Below are 16,577 nucleotides of genomic sequence, written 5' to 3'. Positions count from 1 at the left end.
TAAAATAACTATTTTTAAAACCGAATTCTTACTTATTGTATTTAGGTTGTTAATAAAACAAAACCCCCCCGTTTCAGTTGTCCAACACCCCCCCCGGTGACGTACACGTCACCCCTTTAACCACCACCTATGAACCCCCACTTCCGAAACCACAGACAGCGCCTTCGGCGCGTAGTGCCGCTGACGCCCGTAGGGCTTCTGCAGGTAGTAGCGCGTGAGCGCGCGCGAGCGGCTTCGCCGCGGTCGTCGGCGCAAGCGCCGAAGAGTTCGTCTCGGCTGGAGAGGCCGGACGGGTGCTCCGGGAGCAGCTCTGTCCCAAGGCGCCAGGCCAGGCCTCGCCCCTTCGACACCCCTAACAGGCCCTTGCGCATCTCTCCTCAGTGGGTCCAGTACTCCAGTACTGGACCCACCACACCGTTCCGAGGGGACCTCCTCACGCTGAAAGCGCAGGTGGGAGCCGTAACCACGGTGTAGCCGCAGGGAATCGAGACGCGTAGCGACCCACCGGCCCGCTACGCGGACGCGAGGGCCTGTTAGGGGTCAGAGAAGAGAGGCGCGGGGCCCGTCACCCGTTCGGGTGAGCGCCGGTGGGCGGCTGACTCCATCGTCGTGGCCGGCGTAGTGACGGGCCCCGCGCGTGGGGGCTGATCTGAGTGGTTACGTGCAGGTCAAGAGATACGACGTCCCTCCGGGACGACTCATCAACCAATCGGCTCCGCCGGGGCGCCACAGGCGCCCCGGCTCCACCGATAAAAAGCAGACGCGCTCCGCGCGGCGGCTGGAGGGGCAGGGCGGTACGTCCGCAGATCGACGCCTGACGGTCGTTCATGGGCTCGGGGTGCGACGGGGCCCCCATGGTGTGATCGACGCTCTCCGGGGCATACAGGGGTGTTCCTGGGGCTCTCCTGGCCCAGGGGCCGGGCGGTCTGATCTGGCGTCAGAGCACGGGGACCAAGACGACGACGCGGCAACGGAGATCAAGGCCCTGTTCTGGCGCTGGCCCAGCACCGCCCGGACATGGTCCGCGAGCGGGCCGAAGTGCTGCAGCGGCGTCCAGTAGCCGCGACGCACTCGGTTGGCGGCCGCTGTCAGCCATCCGCTGTCAGGCGCACGATCGGGGGCTTTCTGCTGAATCCGGGTGACGGGCTGCCGGGGGTGGCTAGCGTCTCCGGGTCTGCTGCTGTCAGCGAAGGGGGAGGGGATCAGTCATGCCGAAACAGGTACCGATGACCGCGGATGAAATCGGTGAACTGCTGGGGCCCGTCGCAGCTGGCTGGCCGACGCTCGGGCTGACCGTCTACCGGGGCGGCTGGTACGCACCCAACGGGGACGACCCGCAGCAACAAGTGCGGGTGTTCCACAACCACGTGATGATCGGATGGACCCAGGAATCTCACCAGTGCCCCCGTGAACGGGAGTACCGCAGTGTGGAGTACACGGACCGGGAAGGGCTGATGTACGGCCCGCCGTACCCGGGCGGCGGCCTGCCCGCCGACCCGATCGCCGCTCACCGGGAGACTCAGGGAGGGGGGCTCTCATGAACTGAGCGACGACGGGTCCGGGAAGGCCCCGCTCGTTTGCCGCAGGCTGGGCGTCCTGGCCTTCTAGGGCTGGGGGCTGGCCTGAGGACCCGGCGCTGACGGGGCGAACGGTACGCCCTTCCGTAGGGCTCGCTGTTCGGCCGCCGAGTCGAGGTCCTTCTGCCGCAGGGTGAGTTCTCGGGTACAAACCTTCACCGCGTCCTCGGCAAGCCCCACGTCAGTCACCTGCCACCGGTACGGCTCGTACTGTTCCCGCCCCTCCCGGGCAAACCAGGTGACGAGATCGACCCCTAGCGGTTTGCTGTCGAGGGGAGTGGCACGGGCGTGGCGAATCAGCCCGAAGTCGACGAGTCGCCGGCAGCCGTCCTCCCACGCGTCACGGCGCAGACCGAAGTCCTCCAAGCGCGGCTTCCCGTACAGATACACCCCGGTCTCGGCGTGCTGGTCGCGGGCCCACTGGCTGAGCGCCCTCAGGATGAGCCACGTGGCGACCTCGGAGGGACTCAGTACCTGCACCCATCCCTTGAGGAAGAAGTCAGCGGGGACCGTGACTGTCGCCGCAGACCAGTGGTTCTGCGGGACTACGTAGATGTCAGGGGTCTGGAGGCCGCCACGGCCAGTCTCCTTCAGCAGGGAGAACTCCCCGTACAGTCGCCGGCCCCCGGTGCTCGCTCGCGGCACGGTGACCAGAGCCTGTTCGGGACCGAGTTCCTCCAGCGTCTTCAGAGCTGACTGGATCTGCCGCAGTCGCAGGTCGGCGGCCCCTTCCCTGCCCTGCTTGGTGTCACGCATGTAGGCCTTGGATTGGGCGTCATATGCGCCGTCGATGGCGATGAAGTCCGACCATGAGCCCACTCCGGCGAGTGGACGGCCGCCGACCCAAGCGTCCCCCACCCCCAGACGGCACTGCGCCTCGAATACGGCCAGCAGGTAGAAGCGCATGGCGACCCCGCGGGGCAGGACAAGCCGAACCAACGGGCCAGGGCCGCCTTCGGCCGACTGGATCAGCTGGGTACGGAGAACGACATGGCCCGGCTTCCGGCCGGCAGTCCAGACGTCATTCAGCGCTTTGGTGGCCCGGACCACGGACTGACTCTTGGCCATCTCCGTCAAGCGGCGCAGTCGGCGGGCGTTCGCCTCCCGGGCATCAGCCATGATCCCCACTTTCCGCGCTTTGATCGCAACGTCTTGATCCGCATTAGAGAGACTCTATTACTAACTAGGTTTCTCAATGCGGATCAAAGCGTTGCGGAGACCCCGGGGCGAGGCACCCGTTAGGTGGAATCCTCTAATTGGGACCTCGTCAACGAGGCTCGGCGGCTAGCCGTTCGCAGCACAAACGCGAACGGCCCCGGGGGGCAACCCGGGGCCGTCACAGAGCAGATCTCACCTAGGAGACTAGTGGAAAACACCACGAACCAGAACCGGACCGAGCCGCTACCCCAGCGGTGGGCCATCATCCTCATCGCAGGCTGCGTAGCCGGCATCGCCGTCTTCGCACTCGGCGCCCCGGTGCTCGCTGTCGGAGCCGCCGTCGGCGCGACGATCCTGGGGCTCAACCAGGTCATGGCGTAGACGGAGCCGGGCGTGGGGCGTTCTCGTACCCACGCCCGGCAGCTCCGGGCCCGCCGTCGGTGCGTGCGGGTCACATGGCGGCGGCCGCCTTCGAGGGGCGGCCCCAGCCCTGGCCCCGGTCGATCGCGTCGAGCAGCACCGGCTCCCAGCCCGCGGCCGCGAGCGAGGCGATGTCGGGCAGACCCGCGTCGGCGAGGGTGGACAGCTGCACCGTGTGCTCGATGCCCTCCGCCCACGCGTCGCGCACCGCCTGACGGACCGCGATGCGGGCCTGCAGCTCGACGGGGCCGCCCTCCTCCCCCGCACGGCGCAGCTCGGCGAGGGCGCGGCCGCGGGCGGCAACGTCGTCCAGGAGCACGGCGGCCTTCTCGGCGTCCGGCATCATCGGCGCCCGGACGGCGGTCGGCTCCACACCTCGGCGCAGCTGCTCCATGCGCGTGGGCAGCGGCTCCCAGGACGGCTGTCCGGCCATCTCCACGTTCGTTTCGACGACGGCGCGGGTCCAGGCGCGGGCCAGGCCGCGCGGCATCAGGGGCGTCCCCGCGGGGACGGTCTGGCCGTCGTGGTGGTTGCCGTGCAGGGAGACCCACAGGGCGGTGGCGGTGCCGCCGACCCGCTCCAACAGCTGCTGCCGTTCGGGCAGCCATCGCTTGAGCGCCGCCCGGGAAAGGCCTGACAGGGCGAGCAGCTCGGTGAACGCTTCCGACTGGCTCCACCCCTGGGGCCGGCGCACCACACGCAGCTCCTCCAGCGACGGCGAGAGGTCCTCGATCGTGCGCGCGCACATCTCGCCCGCCCGGACACCGGTGTCGGAGACGACGGCACCGACGGCGAGCATCCGCAGCTGGCTGGTGGTCGCGTCGGGTGAGTCGGCGAGGTCGGTCAGCTGCGAGCGGAGCAGGGAGCGGGGCCGCTTGGCGACGGGCGATTTGCTCGGCGGGTCCGGCTGCGGCGGGAGCTCGGCGAAGTCCTCGGCTCCGCACGCCGTTACCAGCAGCTTGAGGACCTCCAGGCGGGTCTGCTCGGAGTTGTCCGAACCCCGGGACGGGTCGGCGGCCTTGCGTACGCGCAGCTGCCCAGTGCGGGCCAGGCGCAGGTAGACCTCGACCGGCTCGGCGGCGAAGACCTCGCGGACGCCGGCGTCGTCGGCGAGCGGGTGCTCGGCGTGGGCCAGGGCACGGGTGTACTCACCGACCACCCACTTCACCTGGCGGGCCCGGGACGGGGAAATCGACGGCCAGGACGTCACCTCGGCGGCCGCCGCGTTCAGCAGCTCGGGGCCCGTCAGGCTGTGGTCGACGACAGTCTGCGTCACTTTGCCGCCCCGTCCGCTTCGGCCCGGAGCTGGGCGGCGCGGGCGCGGGCTTCGGCGGCCTGCTCGGCAGTCTCGGGGCGGCCGTCCTCGACAGCGATGCGTTCCAGCAGCGCCGCCTTGCGCTCGGCCAGCCGGGCGCGGGCAGCCGGGTCCGGAGGCGTGTCCGCGTCGCCGTAGAGGTGGTTAAGCGCGTCGAGGACCTGAACCAACTCCTCGGCAGTGGTCAGAGTGGGCAGATGCGCGGTGACCGGATGGTTCGTCTCCCTGTGGGCCGGGATGTGTTCGCGCACCCATTGGTCGAGTCGACGTCCGGCAGCGGTGGGCGCATACGCGGCGTCGTGCAGACGCCGGTTGCGTACCGGGCGCTCGGGCGGGGCGGGGTAGAACGGCTCCTGAAGAGCAATCTTCCACTCCTCGACGGCGGGCTTGTACCGCTCGTGGGCTGACTGCTTCTTCACTTCGAGCTGCTCGCCGATGGCTTCCCAGCTGGTGCCCTTCTGCCGCTCGTAGACCACGGCGCGGGCCAGCACTTCCTGGGCCTGGCGCACCAGGTCAAGCGCGTTGCCTACCACTTCGCCGGGGTGAGCCCACATGTCATGGGTCGTGGCGACGCCGGCGGCAGCGTTGTCGGTCAGCTCGCGCAGTTCGGCGGAGAGGACGAGACGGGCCAGGGCCGTACGGCTGTACGCGTAGCGCTCGCTGTCGTGGTCGTGGTCGTGCTCAGCATCTGTCACGACAGTCAGGCTATACCTGACGATTCAAGCCGTCAGGCAGAACCTGACAAGGGCTTCGTTCGCCGTTGGTGGTGTCGGATCGCGCGATTCCTTCGCGAGGCCGGACTCGCGGAGCTCACGCAGTACGGACCTTCTACTCCGGACGCCTCGGCTCCGGATCGCGCCGAAATCGAGAGTGTTCCGGCACCCGGACAGGCGGCGCGCAGGCCCTTCGCCGCTACGCTGCCGCCCATGACGTACATCTGGACCGTGACAAACCTCAAGCCAGGGACGGGGAAGACAACCTCCGCCGTCTGGCTCGCGTACGCGCTGCACGAGCTCGGGAAGAAGGTCGCCCTGGTGGACGCCGACCCGGGCGGAACGAGGCTCAAGATCAAGGGCGAGAAGGTCGCAGAGCTCGGCCGCGCAGGTATCTGGAATGACCTCGCACCCTTTCCGTTCACGTATCTCTCCCTGGCGTCCAGCTCCCTGCACCAGGTACTCCCTGCCGTCGGGGCGGACTTCGACGTCGTGGTCGTCGACTCCCCGCCGCTTGAGGACGCACAGGGCATCGCCACTTCTGCCATAAGGGCCGCCACCATGGTGATCCTTTCCGTGGCGCCGACATCCGGAGAAATCTCCGGCATGGCCCCGGTCCTGGAAGTCATCGAGGACATCAACCCCCTGCGTGCGGAGCCGGCGCGGACCGCCGTTCTTCTCAATCGCTGCGTGTCGAGCGCCGCCTCGACGGGGGTCTTCGCGCAGCAGCTCACGGACAAGGGGCACAACGTTCTCGGCGCCCGCATCCCGCGCCAAGAGGTGTACGCCCAGAGCCACGGCGCCAAGGTGAAGGCGGCCGGCACCCCGTTTCAGGGTGCGGTGCTGGAGATTCTGAAGATGGAGAGCGAGACCGCATGAGCCGCAAGGACGAGCTCGCCGCGCAGGCCGAACAGTTGACGAGCCGCAGCACTGCGGACGGCGCATCACGCACCGATCAGCAGAACGCCAACGAGCACCAGGCCGCTTTGAACGCCGCCCTCGCCGCCGTGGCGGCCGCCGAGGCCGAGAAGGTGCAGGCAGAGGAGGACGCCGAGCTCGGGGAATTCACCCTTCCCGAAGCCACCGGCTCCGCCACGGACCGGATCGCCCAGTTCGATCGTCTTCTCGGAGCCGAACTCAACCGGACCGTACGGGTCAAGGCCCGGTACGACATGATCCTCGGACACGTGCTTCAAGCCGTGAACGACTCGGACGACTGGGCGGAGGCCGGATACGACACCTTCGAGGCGTACGCGAAGGATCGTGGCGTGGCGCTCTCCCGCGCCTACGAGCTGATGAAGGCCGCCCCGGTGCTGCAGGTCATGCTTTCTGCGATCGCAGAATTCCCCACCATGCGGCCCGCGGTGTTGCACGGAGTGGCCCTGCGTAGCATCTTCAACAGCGACGGCGAGAGTGGTGTCCTTACGGCCCTGCGCCTGTTGCAGGAACGCGGCGAGAAGGTCACCGTCACCGCCCTCACGGCCGTCTGCGCCGAGCTGGAAGGAAGCGAGCTTCAGACGACGCCACGCCCGGCCGCTCCCCGCGCGATCCCGACCGCTCTCGCCAAGGTCCACCGCCGAGCCGAGGCCGCGCGTGTGGCCGTCGAAGGCCTCGATATCGAAGCGCTGTCAAGGCTCGCCCCTGAGGCCGACGCCGCCTTCGAGGAGATCGCGGCCGGATACGAGGAAGCCGCCAAGCGGCTCCGAGTGGCGAGGAAGCGGGCCGCCGCCGAGAGGAAGAAGCGGGAGAAGGCCACTGCCAGGACCGAGCGGCACAAGCGGGTCGTGTCGCGCGGTGAGGTTCCCCCCATTCCCGCGCAGGCCACCGAGAAGGAACCCGTGGGCTGAGTTCCGGCCCAGGCCAGACGGGTGCACGTAGCTGAGGTACAGAAACGCCCGGCGAGAACGATCTTGTGGGCTTCTTGCGCCGAGGGCGGTGGAGCGGGCGAGGCAGAGCCCGGCGCGAAAGCCGGGCCCAGGGACTCGGGCGCCTACGCCGTCACCGGCCTGCCTCGCGGGCGGAGCCGACGCTGGATTCCGCGGCTTCCCGCTCGACGACCAGAGCCTTCAACTCGTTGCGGGCCTTCACGGCCGCGGCTGCCTGCCGCCCGCAGGGCTCCGGCTGCGGCTTGCCGTAGGGCGACAGGAAGCGGTGCAGACGGGACAAGGTCCGCATCAACGCCACCCCGTTACCGCCGGCGGTCAGCGTGGCGACCAGTTCGTGGACGATCGAGGCGGCGTACGGGTCGGACGTGAGGTGCGGCCACGCAGCGGCCGTATCCACCAGGTCGTCGCAGAGGTCGCGGATACGGTCCTCGCACTCCAAGCACCAGGCCTCCCCCGCCCTCTTGCGCGCCTGGGACAGTCGCTGCGCGGCGACGTCGCGGCCGCCGGAGATGCTCGCGGCTCGCTGCAGGCGAAGCGCCCTGGTCTCCGCGGACTGCCGAGTGGCGAATCCCTGAGCATCCGCCAGCTTCTGCCAGGACGCACCACTGCTTCGGGCCTGCTCGATCAGCCCCCGCTCCAGGGTGTCGAGGCGCTGCCGCGCCTCAGCCACCTGGGTGAGCGCGGCCAGGACGTCCTCCTGCGGGACCGGGCCGCTGCCGCCGGGGGCGTAGCCGAACGCCGCTGTATGCACCTTGCGCATCGCCTCAAAGGGGTCCCAGTAGGGACTGCCATCGAAGTAGCGGTCGGTGAGCAGCTCTCGGGCCGCGTCGTGGAGTTCGCGCCGCTGCACTTCATCCATTGCCATGACGTCAGCATTTCACTGACACATCACAAATGTCAGCGAATCGCTGACATCCGCCCTGCAGGGGTGACCACCCCACCGTCGGACCGTCGCCGAGTGCATCGCCCCCCGACCCGATCACGGCCAGCGTGGACGAGTTCCGCCCCCTGGACACCTGACAGGTGCGGGTGCCAGGCGCGGCCTGAGGGGGCACTGAGGGGCGGCTACGCCGTCAGTCGTGCGATGGTCTCGGCGAACTTCCGGCGATCGGCGTGGAAGTGCCGCGCTCGGGTCCACCAGAAGCCGAAGAACTGGCGCTGGATGGGGAGGGTCAGGGCTCCCAGCAGGTCCAGCTTGGTGGTCTCCTCGCGCTCGGACAGCACCAGCATCCGGGCGTGGCCGGAGTAGGCGACGGCGAGGTCGATGAGGCTGCGGGAGGGCCATCCGCCAGCGAACGTGGCGACGTGGTCGTTCATCCATTGGGTGGCCTCGTCGATCTGCTGCAGCCAGCGTTCCCGCTCGGCAGTCAGCCGTTCCCTGACGACTGGCGTGCAGGCGGGGTCATCGGCCTCCGGAAGATGGAAGTTCCGAAGCCTCGCGGATGCCATGAGGACCGTGGTCAGGTGGGTGTTGAAGCTGTCGCGGGCGGCGTGAGCATCCCCGATGCGCTTCTTGCGGGCGTCCAGCCTGGGGGTGACGGTCAGCCCGGTCGCGGTGGCGGCCACCACGGCGGTGACGGCGGCGACAGCGATGGTCCACGCGGTGTTCGGCATGGCCGACATGGTGGCGCAACCCGTGTGCCCGGGTATCGGGTTCGACTGATCGGCCCCAGACCTTGCGGCTACAGGATGCCGATCAGCCCGGAGCCCCGCACCGATTCGGTGCGGGGCTCTCGCGGTGGGCAGGCGGTCACGAGGTCATGAGGCCGCGGTGGTGTCCTGCGGACGGAATCCCTCGACCCCGGCGGCGGCCGGGTCGCCGGCGGGGCTGACGTACTCGGTCACGGCACGGCGGCACCAGGCGGTGGTCGAGGGGGATCGGGTGCTCTCGATCTCGCTGTCGAGCTGCTCGCCCGCGATGCGCTCGGCATCCGGCGGCAGCAGATGCCGGTCCATCAGGTCGTCCAGGGCGTGCCGGACCGCTGTGCGCTCGGGGCCTTCGGGCAGGGCCCGGCGGGCGGTGTGCAGGGCCCGGCGGGCGGTGTGCAGGGCCCGGCGGGCGGTGTGCAGGGCCCGGGAGATCGCGGCCTGCCCGACGTCCAGGACCTCGCGGTACTTCTCGCCGCCCTGGGCGAGGCGGGCGACGGCCTGTTCCCGGGTGAGACCGCCCCGCTCGGCGAGCGCGTCCACCAGGGCGTCCTCCTTGGCCCGGCGCCAGGCGTCGATCAGCTCCGTGCGCTCCGGGTAGGTGGTCTCCGGGAACCGGCGGTGCAGCTCGCGGCCCTCCTGGGTCCAGTCGTGCAGGTCCCGGTCGGGGTGGCGCGGCCCCCAGTCCTCGGCCCACTCGTACGGGCCGCCGGCGCCGATCCCGAGCACGGCCGCGATGTTCGCCGACTGCCAGTCGGTCCACACCAGCGTGCGCCAGCCGGTGCCGGTCCACACGATCAGCGACGAGTTCGGCGGGTTGCGGTGGGCCGTGGACCAAGAGGGCTCCGGGATCTCGGACCGGTCCGGCGAGGCCGGTCGCGTTCCCGGCGCGGTGATGGGGCGGGGCCGCTCGGGGGCGTCCGAGGCCGGGAGGTAGGTGTCCCTGGTGAGAGAGACGATGCCGTTGTCGGTGCCGTGCTCGATGACGTCGGCGCGGGCGTAGTGGTCGCGGTGCGAGGTGTACGCACGGGCGATCATCTGGGCGTCCTCGCGGCTGGTGCACCAGCCGACCGTCTGCCAGCTCGAAGCGCTGCCGCCGTAGTCCTCCCCGAGAACCCGGCCGTCCTCGCGGCTCAAGTCGAGCCAGACCGCGACCTGCCAGCGCAGTTCCGGCGCCGGAAAGAAGTCCTGCGGCGGGTGGACGATCCGGCCGGGCGCCTCCACCGGCCAGCCGGTGTGCGCCCACACCCACTGGAAGCCGTCCAGGCGGGCCCACTCCGGCATCGCGATCACGGTCACCGTGCCGTCGGCCATGCGCACTGGCACCGGCACCCGGGGCCCGCGGCTGGTCGAGGTGTAGCCGGAGCGGTTCGGCCCGTACTGGGTCTCGCGCAGCACGTAGCCGTCGACGGCGGCCTCCACCGACGCCCACCGCTGCCACTGCGGGCTGCCGCCCTTCCCCTCGGCCCGCATCCGTGCCTCGACCACCTCCGGGTCCGGCTCGGCCTGGTGCACCGGCAGCCGCCTGCCCTCGGCCGCGAGCGCCCGCAGGCAGTCCACCACCATGCGCTCGCCCTCGGGCAGCGCCTGCTCGTCGACGAGTTCGAGGTGAGGGGGAAGCGGATGGGCGCCCGGCTGCTGCCGGAGTGAGGCGGTGTACTTGGCGCCGGCGCGGGCGGCGGTGCGTGCTCGCTTCGCGGCGGTCGACTGCTTCTTCGGCATGACGTCTCCCAGCCGGACAGACCCACGCTCCTCCGGCCGTACGTCAGGGGCCACAGAAGGAAGTACAGGGCACATCAGGGCGCCACCGTGATCATCTACGCGGGCCCCTGGAGACCTTGGCCGCCCCCGTTGCGGGGCTGCCCGCGGCGTGGGCGCGGGCGGAGCGGCGACCGGCAGTACGCGGCTGGCCGGGTGGTGCCCGACAACGGTATCGGGCACCACCGGCAGGCGCGGGGACTTCGGCGAGCCGCCGCTGGTGTGGGAGCCAGCGGCGGCGGGACGTTGACGCTCAGGCCGCAATCCGTACGGCCGTCACGCGATCGGAGTGGATCCGGTGGGCCTTGCGGCCGGCGGGCGACTGCATCAGCGCGGTCGCGGAGTGCTCGATCATCGCCCGGTGCACGCTGACCGGGGCGGTGATCCGCACTGAGTAGCCCTGGCCCCGGCGGATCGTCTGCCCGGCGGCCAAGGCCCGGCGGACCGCGTCATCGGCGACGTCGGCCAGGTGCTCGGCGACCAGGCCGGGCACGTCGACTACCACGGTCGGATCGGCGTTGGCCGCCTGCTCCTGGTCGTCGGCGACGTCGTCCTGGTCGTCACCGTCGAGCAGCGAGGACAGGTCGCCGGGCACCTCGCGGGCCCCGGCGGCGTCCAGCACGCGCCGGACGGTCTTTGGTGCGATGTCGTACTGCCGGGCGAGGGCCTTCACGGCGGTGCCCTCGCGGTACGCCTCCACCAGCTCGACCACCTCGCCCTCGTCGAGCGCGGCCGGACGCCCGAGCGTCTTCCCGGCGGCCTCGGCTGCGGCGACGCCCTCGCGGGTGTTCTCCGAGATCATGTCGCGCTGGAACTCCAGCACCGCCGCAAGCACGCTCACCATCATCTTGGTGCCCGGGTCGTCCGAGGCGAGGTCGATGCCGGACAGCAGCCCCGACTCCACCCGCAGGTGCAGGCCGCGCCGGATGAGCACCGGCCGCAGGGCGATGATGTCCGCGACCGACCGAAAGAGGCGGGCCGCGTCGGCGATCCGGATCGTGTCGCCGACAGCGGCCTCGTCGAGCAGCTGCTTGAAGCCCGCGCGGTAGAGGGACAGGACGCGGCTGGAGGTGGCCGGGTCCTCGTAGGTCGGGGCGCCGGCGGCGAGCAGAGCCGCGAGGGCGTGCCGCTGTCGGGCGTCGGTCTGCTTGTCCGTCGAGTGCCGCAGGTACAGACGGTCCGTCACTGGTCGTCCTCGTCGTCCTCGAACTCCGGGATGCCGGTGGTGTCCAGGCCCATGGGCGAGACGGCATTGTGCATCCGCTGGACGGCGGCCGTCAGCGCGGCGGAGGCGGCCTCGGCGTCATGCAGGGCAGCGACCAGCTCGGCCACCTTCGCGTCGGCGTCGCCGTTGCCGTCGATGCGCACCCGGCCGTGCTCGTAGGTGTGCATCACCGGCCGGACTGACTGCCCGATGGCCTGCTCCAGCATCCCGACCAGGTGCGAGAGGGTTCCGACCGCGTCGTACGCGTGGCCCGGGTACACCCAGTCGTCCCCGACGGCACGGGAGGTGTGGTTGAAGGCGCGGATGCCCTCAGCGGCGTCGGACAGGTGACGGGCGGGGTTCTGGCTCACGGGGTTCTCCTCGGTGGTGGTGATCGGTCGGGTGGGTTGGTCAGAGGGGCGTGACGATGTTGTGCGCGGCGGTGAAGCCCTCCGCGAGCAGGGCCTTGGGGGTGGCCGCGTGCGCGAGGGCGTGCTGCCAGGCGAGGACGTCGTCGGGCACCTGCCGGTTGGCCGGCCTCGCGCGGTTGCGGGCCCGGCAGGTGTCGAAGTGCGGGAGGAAGCGCAGGGCGACCACGGGACGGCGGTGGCGGCGGGCCCGCCCGACGAGCTCGGCGCGGACGCGGACCTCCACGTTCGTGGAGTCGAGGTAGAGGGTGGTCCCCTCGCTCAGGTGCTTCTCCAACAGGATGTTCTGCTCCGCCACGGCGGCCGGGGTGAGGGACTGATCGCCCGCGTCGCCTCCGAGCTGCTGGCGCAGGGAGTCGAGGCAGACCACCGTGACGATCCCGGCCTCGGCGGCGAAGGTGCTCTTGCCCGAGGCGCCGGGGCCGACGGCGACCAGGAGCGTGCCGGGCTCCACGGAGCGCAGCACGTCGGTGCCGGCCGCCGCACGGTCGTCGGCGGCGATCCACCGGTCCGGGCCGCCCTCGCGGGTGTGCCGCCAGTCCTGCCGCGTACCGATGATCTGCTCGGCCCAGTCCATCGCGGCCTCGACGTCGCGGTCGAAGTTCTCCTGGAAGCCCTCGTGGGCGTCCAGGAAGAGGCCGTCGCGGTTGAGCTGCCAGCCGAAGACGTCGCCGGTGAGGTGGGCCGGGGCGAGGACGTAGCGCGGTAAGGGCATGGGGTTCCCCCTCGGTTCGGCCGGGCCGGGGCGGCTTCGGCGTCCGATCAACACTCTAGGGGGGCGAAAAGGGGAGGCGCAAGTACGGAACGGATTCCAATGGATCGCAGACCCCTCTAGGGCTGATTTTCACCCATTTGAGCGATTCGGTGGAATGGATCCCGATCGGGGGGCGCAATCGACCGTTTTCGCCTCCGTTCCTTTAATGGATTGCAGCATCTACGCGCGTAGGCAACTACTCGATAGCCTCATGGAGAGAAACCCCGACGGTACGCCGAAGGGGAGACCTTGGCGTGGCCCTTGCTTGGACGGCTGGCCGCGCGGGGTCTCCCCTTCCGCGTCGTCGGTTCCCTCGGTCCCTGTGAAGGAGAAGGACACCTTGACTCCCCCCAACGCTACTGCAGTACGCCTTGAGCAGGCCCAGAGCAAGATCCGCTTCTTGTCCATCGCAATCGCCCTGCTGGTCGGGGTGATCGGAGGTATGGCTACCGGCATTGCCCTCAGGGTGCTGGAGGCGCCGGCGCTTGTCGCGGTGGGCTCGGGCGGCGGGGCCTTCATCGCCGTATCCACTCTCGCGCTCGTCGTGGAGGCCCGCGTGAACAGAACGTGAGCCGACCGCTTTCGCCCCCTCGGCCCACTGGATCGCGTATGTGGCGGTGCGACTGTTCCACCGCCATCTGGGGCAGGGTCCACCGGTCGCCGGATGGTCCGGCGCGGGGAGGGAGAACCCTGATGAGCCAAGATCTGAACGCCGAGCTGTCCCGCATCTACGAGCGCTGCATCAAACAGGTACGCACGATCGCCGCGCTCGACCCGACCAAGCCCGTCGAGGACTGGAACCAGTACACCTGCACGTCCGCCAACGAGTTCGCGTCGGACGTCGAGATGGCGTGGATCGGGGCTCACCCCGGGCACGAGGCGCGTGACACGTACTCGGCGATCATGAGCGGCGTTCCCATCGAGCGTGAAAGCGTGCTCGGGGACTCACCTACGCGATACATCACGTACGGGCTGACGTCCTTCGGCCGCGTCCTGCAGTGCATCGAGGCTATGCGCGTCGGCCGGTTCGACCCGCACGTGCCGGGTGGCATCACGGACGCTCGGGAGCAGCCCATGGAGTGATGTGACCCAGCCGACGCTGAGCCGCCCGCTTCCTGACGCCCCACGCCCCTCGAAGGTGGCCCCGCCCACACGGCGAGGCCGCCTCGACCGTTTTCGCCCCCTCGATTCGTTGGATCACCCCCTCGACACCGTGATGGTGTCGAGGAACCGGTCGGCGACGGACCGGACAGTGGCCGCTCCGGCACCGGTCGTCCGCAGGGGCACGACGGCGGCCACAGCGCTCCCACAGATAACGGGTGCTCTTCATGTCGTCGCCGGGGCGCGTGCTCCCAGGTCGGCGGTCACCGCCCCGCAGATAACAGGGCAGTTATCTGCGCCACTGGGCCTCTTGGCGGGAGCCGGGGCGGGCGAGAGGATCAACTGGCGCGCGACGGACGCGCTCTGAAGGGGGATCGCATGACTCCGGCTGATCACTGGTCGCCGCCGCCGACCGGCTTCTCCGAGCGGCAGTGGAAACTCGCGACGCTCCTGCGGCCTCGCACCGAGGACTTCTGGATGTACTACGCGCCGAGGAACGGGGCGGGGCCCCACCAGCTCCGGGTCTGCGAGCGCAGCGGCTATGACTTCGCCCGTCTCACCTGGCAGTCCTGCGCCGAGTGCCGCCGCGGCCACATCATGAAGATCCGGGTGACGGGCGAGTGGCAGCGCCAGGGCTACGCAACGCGCATGATGGCACGCGCGATGCGCGGCTGCGAGTCGTTCACGTGGACCACCACGCCGCAGTTCGAGGACGGGCAGCAGTTCTTCCCGGCGCTGGGCGCGATCTTGGGCACCGGATTCCCGGCTGCCAAGTCATTTGAGCACAACGCCGCTCGCGGCGGCGGGTACGCCGAGCCACGTCTCGAAGGCCGGCCGTCCTGACCGCCGAGGGCCGGCCCTGACAGCGCCCGCCAGACGTCCCCACCCTGATCTCTCCCTGCAGTTGGCGCGCGGGACCTCCGTTTCCAGTGCCGCGAAACGCACCCTGACCTGCGAAGCGGCCGATCGCCTGCTCTACCGAAGCCCTGCTTTGATCACCGCACGAGCCCGCTCCGGACCCCGCTTCGACCTCAGCCCGCGAACGTCAGCCCCCAACGGACGTGTCACGCGGTTGGCGGGGTGCGGAGGTACCTCAACCGCCCACTCAGCTCTCCTGAATGCCAGGGGAGCGTCGTGCCCGGACCCGGCCCGCAGGCCCCCTGGGGCCGAGGACACGGAAGCCGGGTATGACTGCGTAGGTGTCCGACGAGCGTGGGGCACGTCCCTCGCCCACGAGCGCGCGGTCGCTGAGATGTCAGACCCCTGCGGCAGGCTGCTGCATGTGCCGTCGCTCAACGACCTTCCCGAGAACCGCCGCGCCACGCTGATGTGGGAGTACGCCCTCTTCCCCGGTCTCGGCGTACTTCACGAGCAAATGCACACGCTGCGGGCGGACCCCTGTATGCCGCCTCGGATCTCGCTGCCGGTTCTCACCGCCCGGCGAGGCTGTGACGGCTCAGTCCGGTTCGACCGCTGACTGGCTGTTCTTTGGTCACGGTGAGGGTGGCCCTGGCCCCAGGGGGCCACTCAGCCAGCGGCCGCGGCCCCGCCATCTCCGAACCGCGGCACGTCCTCCACCGTCACGTCCACGCGCAGCCGCTTGAAGCGCAGCGGGTGGCGGAAAACGCCCCGGTCAACGGCCCGATCGGCGCTGACCTCTGCTACCAGTTCCGGCCGGACCAGCACCGCGTCCAGAACGTCATGGCTCCCCCACGCCGCAGTAAACCGCACCCCAGTCCAGGGATGCTCGGGGCCCGCGGCGGCCAGGTGCTCGCCGACCTGCTGGGCCGCGTCCGGGCGCAGCGGGACCGTCCGGCCGACCGCGCGCAGCCGGCCCGCCGGGTCATGGCGGCCGAGGAGGAGCAGCTGGGGGCGGGCGAGGGTGCCGGTGATCGCGCCGATGATCGCCTCTGTGGTGTCCCGGCGGCGGATCTTCGTCCACCCGCGGTAGCCAGGGAGGTAGCGCTGGTTCAGGCCCTTGATCAGGATGCCTTCGACGCCGGACACGTCGGTCCAGGACTCCAGCCACTCGCGTGCCTTGACCGGATCGGTCGTCATCGGGACGAGCGTCCATGGGGCCGTTAGTCCGTGCTCGGTGAACAGGGTCTCCAGGCGGGCGCGGCGCTCCCGGTAGGGGAGGTTCAACAGCTCCGCCCCGTCCAGTTGCAGCAGGTCGAACGCGGCGTAGTAGGCCGGCCACCGGGCGGCGAGGCCCGGGGCGCTGCGGCCGCGGGCGGCGGACCGGCGCTGCAACGCCTCGAATGACAACGCGCCGGCCTCGGGATCCCACACCAGCAGTTCGCCGTCCAGGACCAGGCCGCCCGGCAACTGCTGCCCGGCGGCGACGAGGTCGGGGAACCGGTCCTGGACCAGCGATCCGCGCCGGGTCTGGAGCAGCACCCGACCGCTCCGCTCGATCGGGGTGAACAGCAGGGCCCGGTGGCCGTCGAGCTTCTGCTCGAACGCCACACCGCCACGGATCACACCCGGGCCCGGTACCGACTCTGCGGCCTGGGCCAGCATGGGCTCAACCGGTGGTCTCAGCGTCACCCCGGGCCTCCTCACGGTCGCCCCCTTCCAGGGTCTGCCAGCTCACGTGGGCCTCGCCCGATGGAC

17 protein-coding genes are annotated in these 16,577 nt (G+C 70.2%); 7 read left to right on the top strand and 10 right to left on the bottom strand.

The genetic code is table 11. From position 1 onward, the window contains the following. Positions 1-1,226 precede the first annotated feature (1,226 nt). Positions 1,227-1,541: a hypothetical protein gene (locus ACWGE1_RS09280; RefSeq protein ID WP_453419902.1), complete on the top strand. Its 315-nt coding sequence runs from the start codon at positions 1,227-1,229 to the stop codon at positions 1,539-1,541. 63 nt (positions 1,542-1,604) lie between these two features. Here the strand turns inward: ACWGE1_RS09280 and ACWGE1_RS09275 are convergent, their stop codons facing one another. Next, a complete protein-coding gene (locus ACWGE1_RS09275; protein WP_453419901.1) occupies positions 1,605-2,483 on the bottom strand; it encodes a hypothetical protein in 879 nt (292 codons plus the stop codon). A 459-nt stretch (positions 2,484-2,942) separates the two neighbouring features. Between ACWGE1_RS09275 and ACWGE1_RS09270 the strand changes: the two genes are divergently transcribed. Continuing rightward, positions 2,943-3,116, top strand: a complete 174-nt coding sequence (locus ACWGE1_RS09270) for a hypothetical protein (RefSeq protein WP_453419900.1) — start codon at positions 2,943-2,945, stop codon at positions 3,114-3,116. 70 nt (positions 3,117-3,186) lie between these two features. Here the strand turns inward: ACWGE1_RS09270 and ACWGE1_RS09265 are convergent, their stop codons facing one another. After that, positions 3,187-4,431 carry a hypothetical protein gene (locus ACWGE1_RS09265; RefSeq protein ID WP_453419899.1) on the bottom strand — a complete coding sequence of 415 codons (1,245 nt, stop codon included), beginning with the start codon at positions 4,429-4,431 and terminating at the stop codon, positions 3,187-3,189. Beyond that, positions 4,428-5,165: a hypothetical protein gene (locus ACWGE1_RS09260; RefSeq protein ID WP_453419898.1), complete on the bottom strand. Its 738-nt coding sequence runs from the start codon at positions 5,163-5,165 to the stop codon at positions 4,428-4,430. The genes ACWGE1_RS09265 and ACWGE1_RS09260 overlap by 4 nt, the downstream gene beginning before the upstream one ends. A 231-nt stretch (positions 5,166-5,396) precedes the next feature. Between ACWGE1_RS09260 and ACWGE1_RS09255 the strand changes: the two genes are divergently transcribed. Together ACWGE1_RS09255 and ACWGE1_RS09250 are read left to right on the top strand one after the other, a co-directional pair. Beyond that, entirely contained in the window at positions 5,397-6,062 is a 666-nt protein-coding gene (locus ACWGE1_RS09255; RefSeq protein WP_453419897.1) for an AAA family ATPase, read from the top strand. Then, positions 6,059-7,030 (top strand): hypothetical protein, encoded by a 972-nt coding sequence (locus ACWGE1_RS09250; RefSeq protein ID WP_453419896.1) that lies wholly within the window; start codon positions 6,059-6,061, stop codon positions 7,028-7,030. The genes ACWGE1_RS09255 and ACWGE1_RS09250 overlap by 4 nt, the downstream gene beginning before the upstream one ends. A 151-nt stretch (positions 7,031-7,181) precedes the next feature. On the opposite strand, the gene ACWGE1_RS09245 is transcribed toward ACWGE1_RS09250, so the two are convergent. The 6 genes from ACWGE1_RS09245 to ACWGE1_RS09220 form a co-directional block, all read right to left on the bottom strand. Next, complete coding sequence (locus ACWGE1_RS09245; RefSeq protein WP_453419895.1) at positions 7,182-7,934, bottom strand: hypothetical protein; 753 nt, start codon at positions 7,932-7,934, stop codon at positions 7,182-7,184. A 200-nt stretch (positions 7,935-8,134) separates the two neighbouring features. Then, positions 8,135-8,683 (bottom strand): hypothetical protein, encoded by a 549-nt coding sequence (locus tag ACWGE1_RS09240; protein ID WP_453419894.1) that lies wholly within the window; start codon positions 8,681-8,683, stop codon positions 8,135-8,137. Positions 8,684-8,827: 144 nt separating this feature from the next. Continuing rightward, a complete protein-coding gene (locus ACWGE1_RS09235; RefSeq protein ID WP_453419893.1) occupies positions 8,828-10,438 on the bottom strand; it encodes a hypothetical protein in 1,611 nt (536 codons plus the stop codon). A 289-nt stretch (positions 10,439-10,727) separates the two neighbouring features. After that, positions 10,728-11,660 (bottom strand): recombinase family protein, encoded by a 933-nt coding sequence (locus tag ACWGE1_RS09230; RefSeq protein ID WP_453419892.1) that lies wholly within the window; start codon positions 11,658-11,660, stop codon positions 10,728-10,730. Continuing rightward, positions 11,657-12,049 (bottom strand): hypothetical protein, encoded by a 393-nt coding sequence (locus ACWGE1_RS09225; protein WP_453419891.1) that lies wholly within the window; start codon positions 12,047-12,049, stop codon positions 11,657-11,659. Before ACWGE1_RS09225 ends, ACWGE1_RS09230 begins: the two co-directional genes overlap by 4 nt. Positions 12,050-12,089: 40 nt before the next feature. Continuing rightward, entirely contained in the window at positions 12,090-12,821 is a 732-nt protein-coding gene (locus ACWGE1_RS09220; RefSeq protein WP_453419890.1) for an AAA family ATPase, read from the bottom strand. A 361-nt stretch (positions 12,822-13,182) separates the two neighbouring features. Here ACWGE1_RS09220 and ACWGE1_RS09215 point away from each other — a divergent pair, with 361 nt between their 5' ends. From ACWGE1_RS09215 to ACWGE1_RS09205, 3 genes are all read left to right on the top strand, one after another. Then, on the top strand, positions 13,183-13,431 hold the full coding sequence (locus ACWGE1_RS09215) for a hypothetical protein (RefSeq protein ID WP_453419889.1): 249 nt from the start codon (positions 13,183-13,185) through the stop codon (positions 13,429-13,431). Between the two features lie 122 nt (positions 13,432-13,553). Then, positions 13,554-13,943, top strand: coding sequence for a hypothetical protein (locus ACWGE1_RS09210; RefSeq protein WP_327267095.1), 390 nt, complete (start codon positions 13,554-13,556; stop codon positions 13,941-13,943). Between the two features lie 396 nt (positions 13,944-14,339). After that, positions 14,340-14,804 (top strand): hypothetical protein, encoded by a 465-nt coding sequence (locus ACWGE1_RS09205; RefSeq protein WP_453419888.1) that lies wholly within the window; start codon positions 14,340-14,342, stop codon positions 14,802-14,804. A gap of 684 nt (positions 14,805-15,488) precedes the next feature. Here the strand turns inward: ACWGE1_RS09205 and ACWGE1_RS09200 are convergent. Next, on the bottom strand, positions 15,489-16,511 hold the full coding sequence (locus ACWGE1_RS09200; protein WP_453419887.1) for an ATP-dependent DNA ligase: 1,023 nt from the start codon (positions 16,509-16,511) through the stop codon (positions 15,489-15,491). Positions 16,512-16,577 lie beyond the last annotated feature (66 nt).

The sequence above is a fragment of the Streptomyces sp. NPDC054932 genome (genome assembly GCF_053610205.1).
The sequence above is the reverse complement of the archived record's forward strand: the minus strand, read 5'-3'. Positions and strand labels throughout refer to the sequence as shown.

Excerpts from the sequence above, each read along its gene's own strand:
- ACWGE1_RS09240 (WP_453419894.1), bottom strand. The coding sequence starts at position 8,683 with ATGCCGAACACCGCGTGGACCATCGCTGTCGCCGCCGTCACCGCCGTG.
- ACWGE1_RS09245 (WP_453419895.1), bottom strand. The coding sequence starts at position 7,934 with ATGGCAATGGATGAAGTGCAGCGGCGCGAACTCCACGACGCGGCCCGA.
- ACWGE1_RS09235 (WP_453419893.1), bottom strand. The coding sequence starts at position 10,438 with ATGCCGAAGAAGCAGTCGACCGCCGCGAAGCGAGCACGCACCGCCGCC.
- ACWGE1_RS09220 (WP_453419890.1), bottom strand. The coding sequence starts at position 12,821 with ATGCCCTTACCGCGCTACGTCCTCGCCCCGGCCCACCTCACCGGCGAC.
- ACWGE1_RS09205 (WP_453419888.1), top strand. The coding sequence starts at position 14,340 with ATGACTCCGGCTGATCACTGGTCGCCGCCGCCGACCGGCTTCTCCGAG.
- ACWGE1_RS09255 (WP_453419897.1), top strand. The coding sequence starts at position 5,397 with ATGACGTACATCTGGACCGTGACAAACCTCAAGCCAGGGACGGGGAAG.
- ACWGE1_RS09275 (WP_453419901.1), bottom strand. The coding sequence starts at position 2,483 with ATGCGCTTCTACCTGCTGGCCGTATTCGAGGCGCAGTGCCGTCTGGGG.
- ACWGE1_RS09210 (WP_327267095.1), top strand. The coding sequence starts at position 13,554 with ATGAGCCAAGATCTGAACGCCGAGCTGTCCCGCATCTACGAGCGCTGC.
- ACWGE1_RS09280 (WP_453419902.1), top strand. The coding sequence starts at position 1,227 with ATGACCGCGGATGAAATCGGTGAACTGCTGGGGCCCGTCGCAGCTGGC.
- ACWGE1_RS09250 (WP_453419896.1), top strand. The coding sequence starts at position 6,059 with ATGAGCCGCAAGGACGAGCTCGCCGCGCAGGCCGAACAGTTGACGAGC.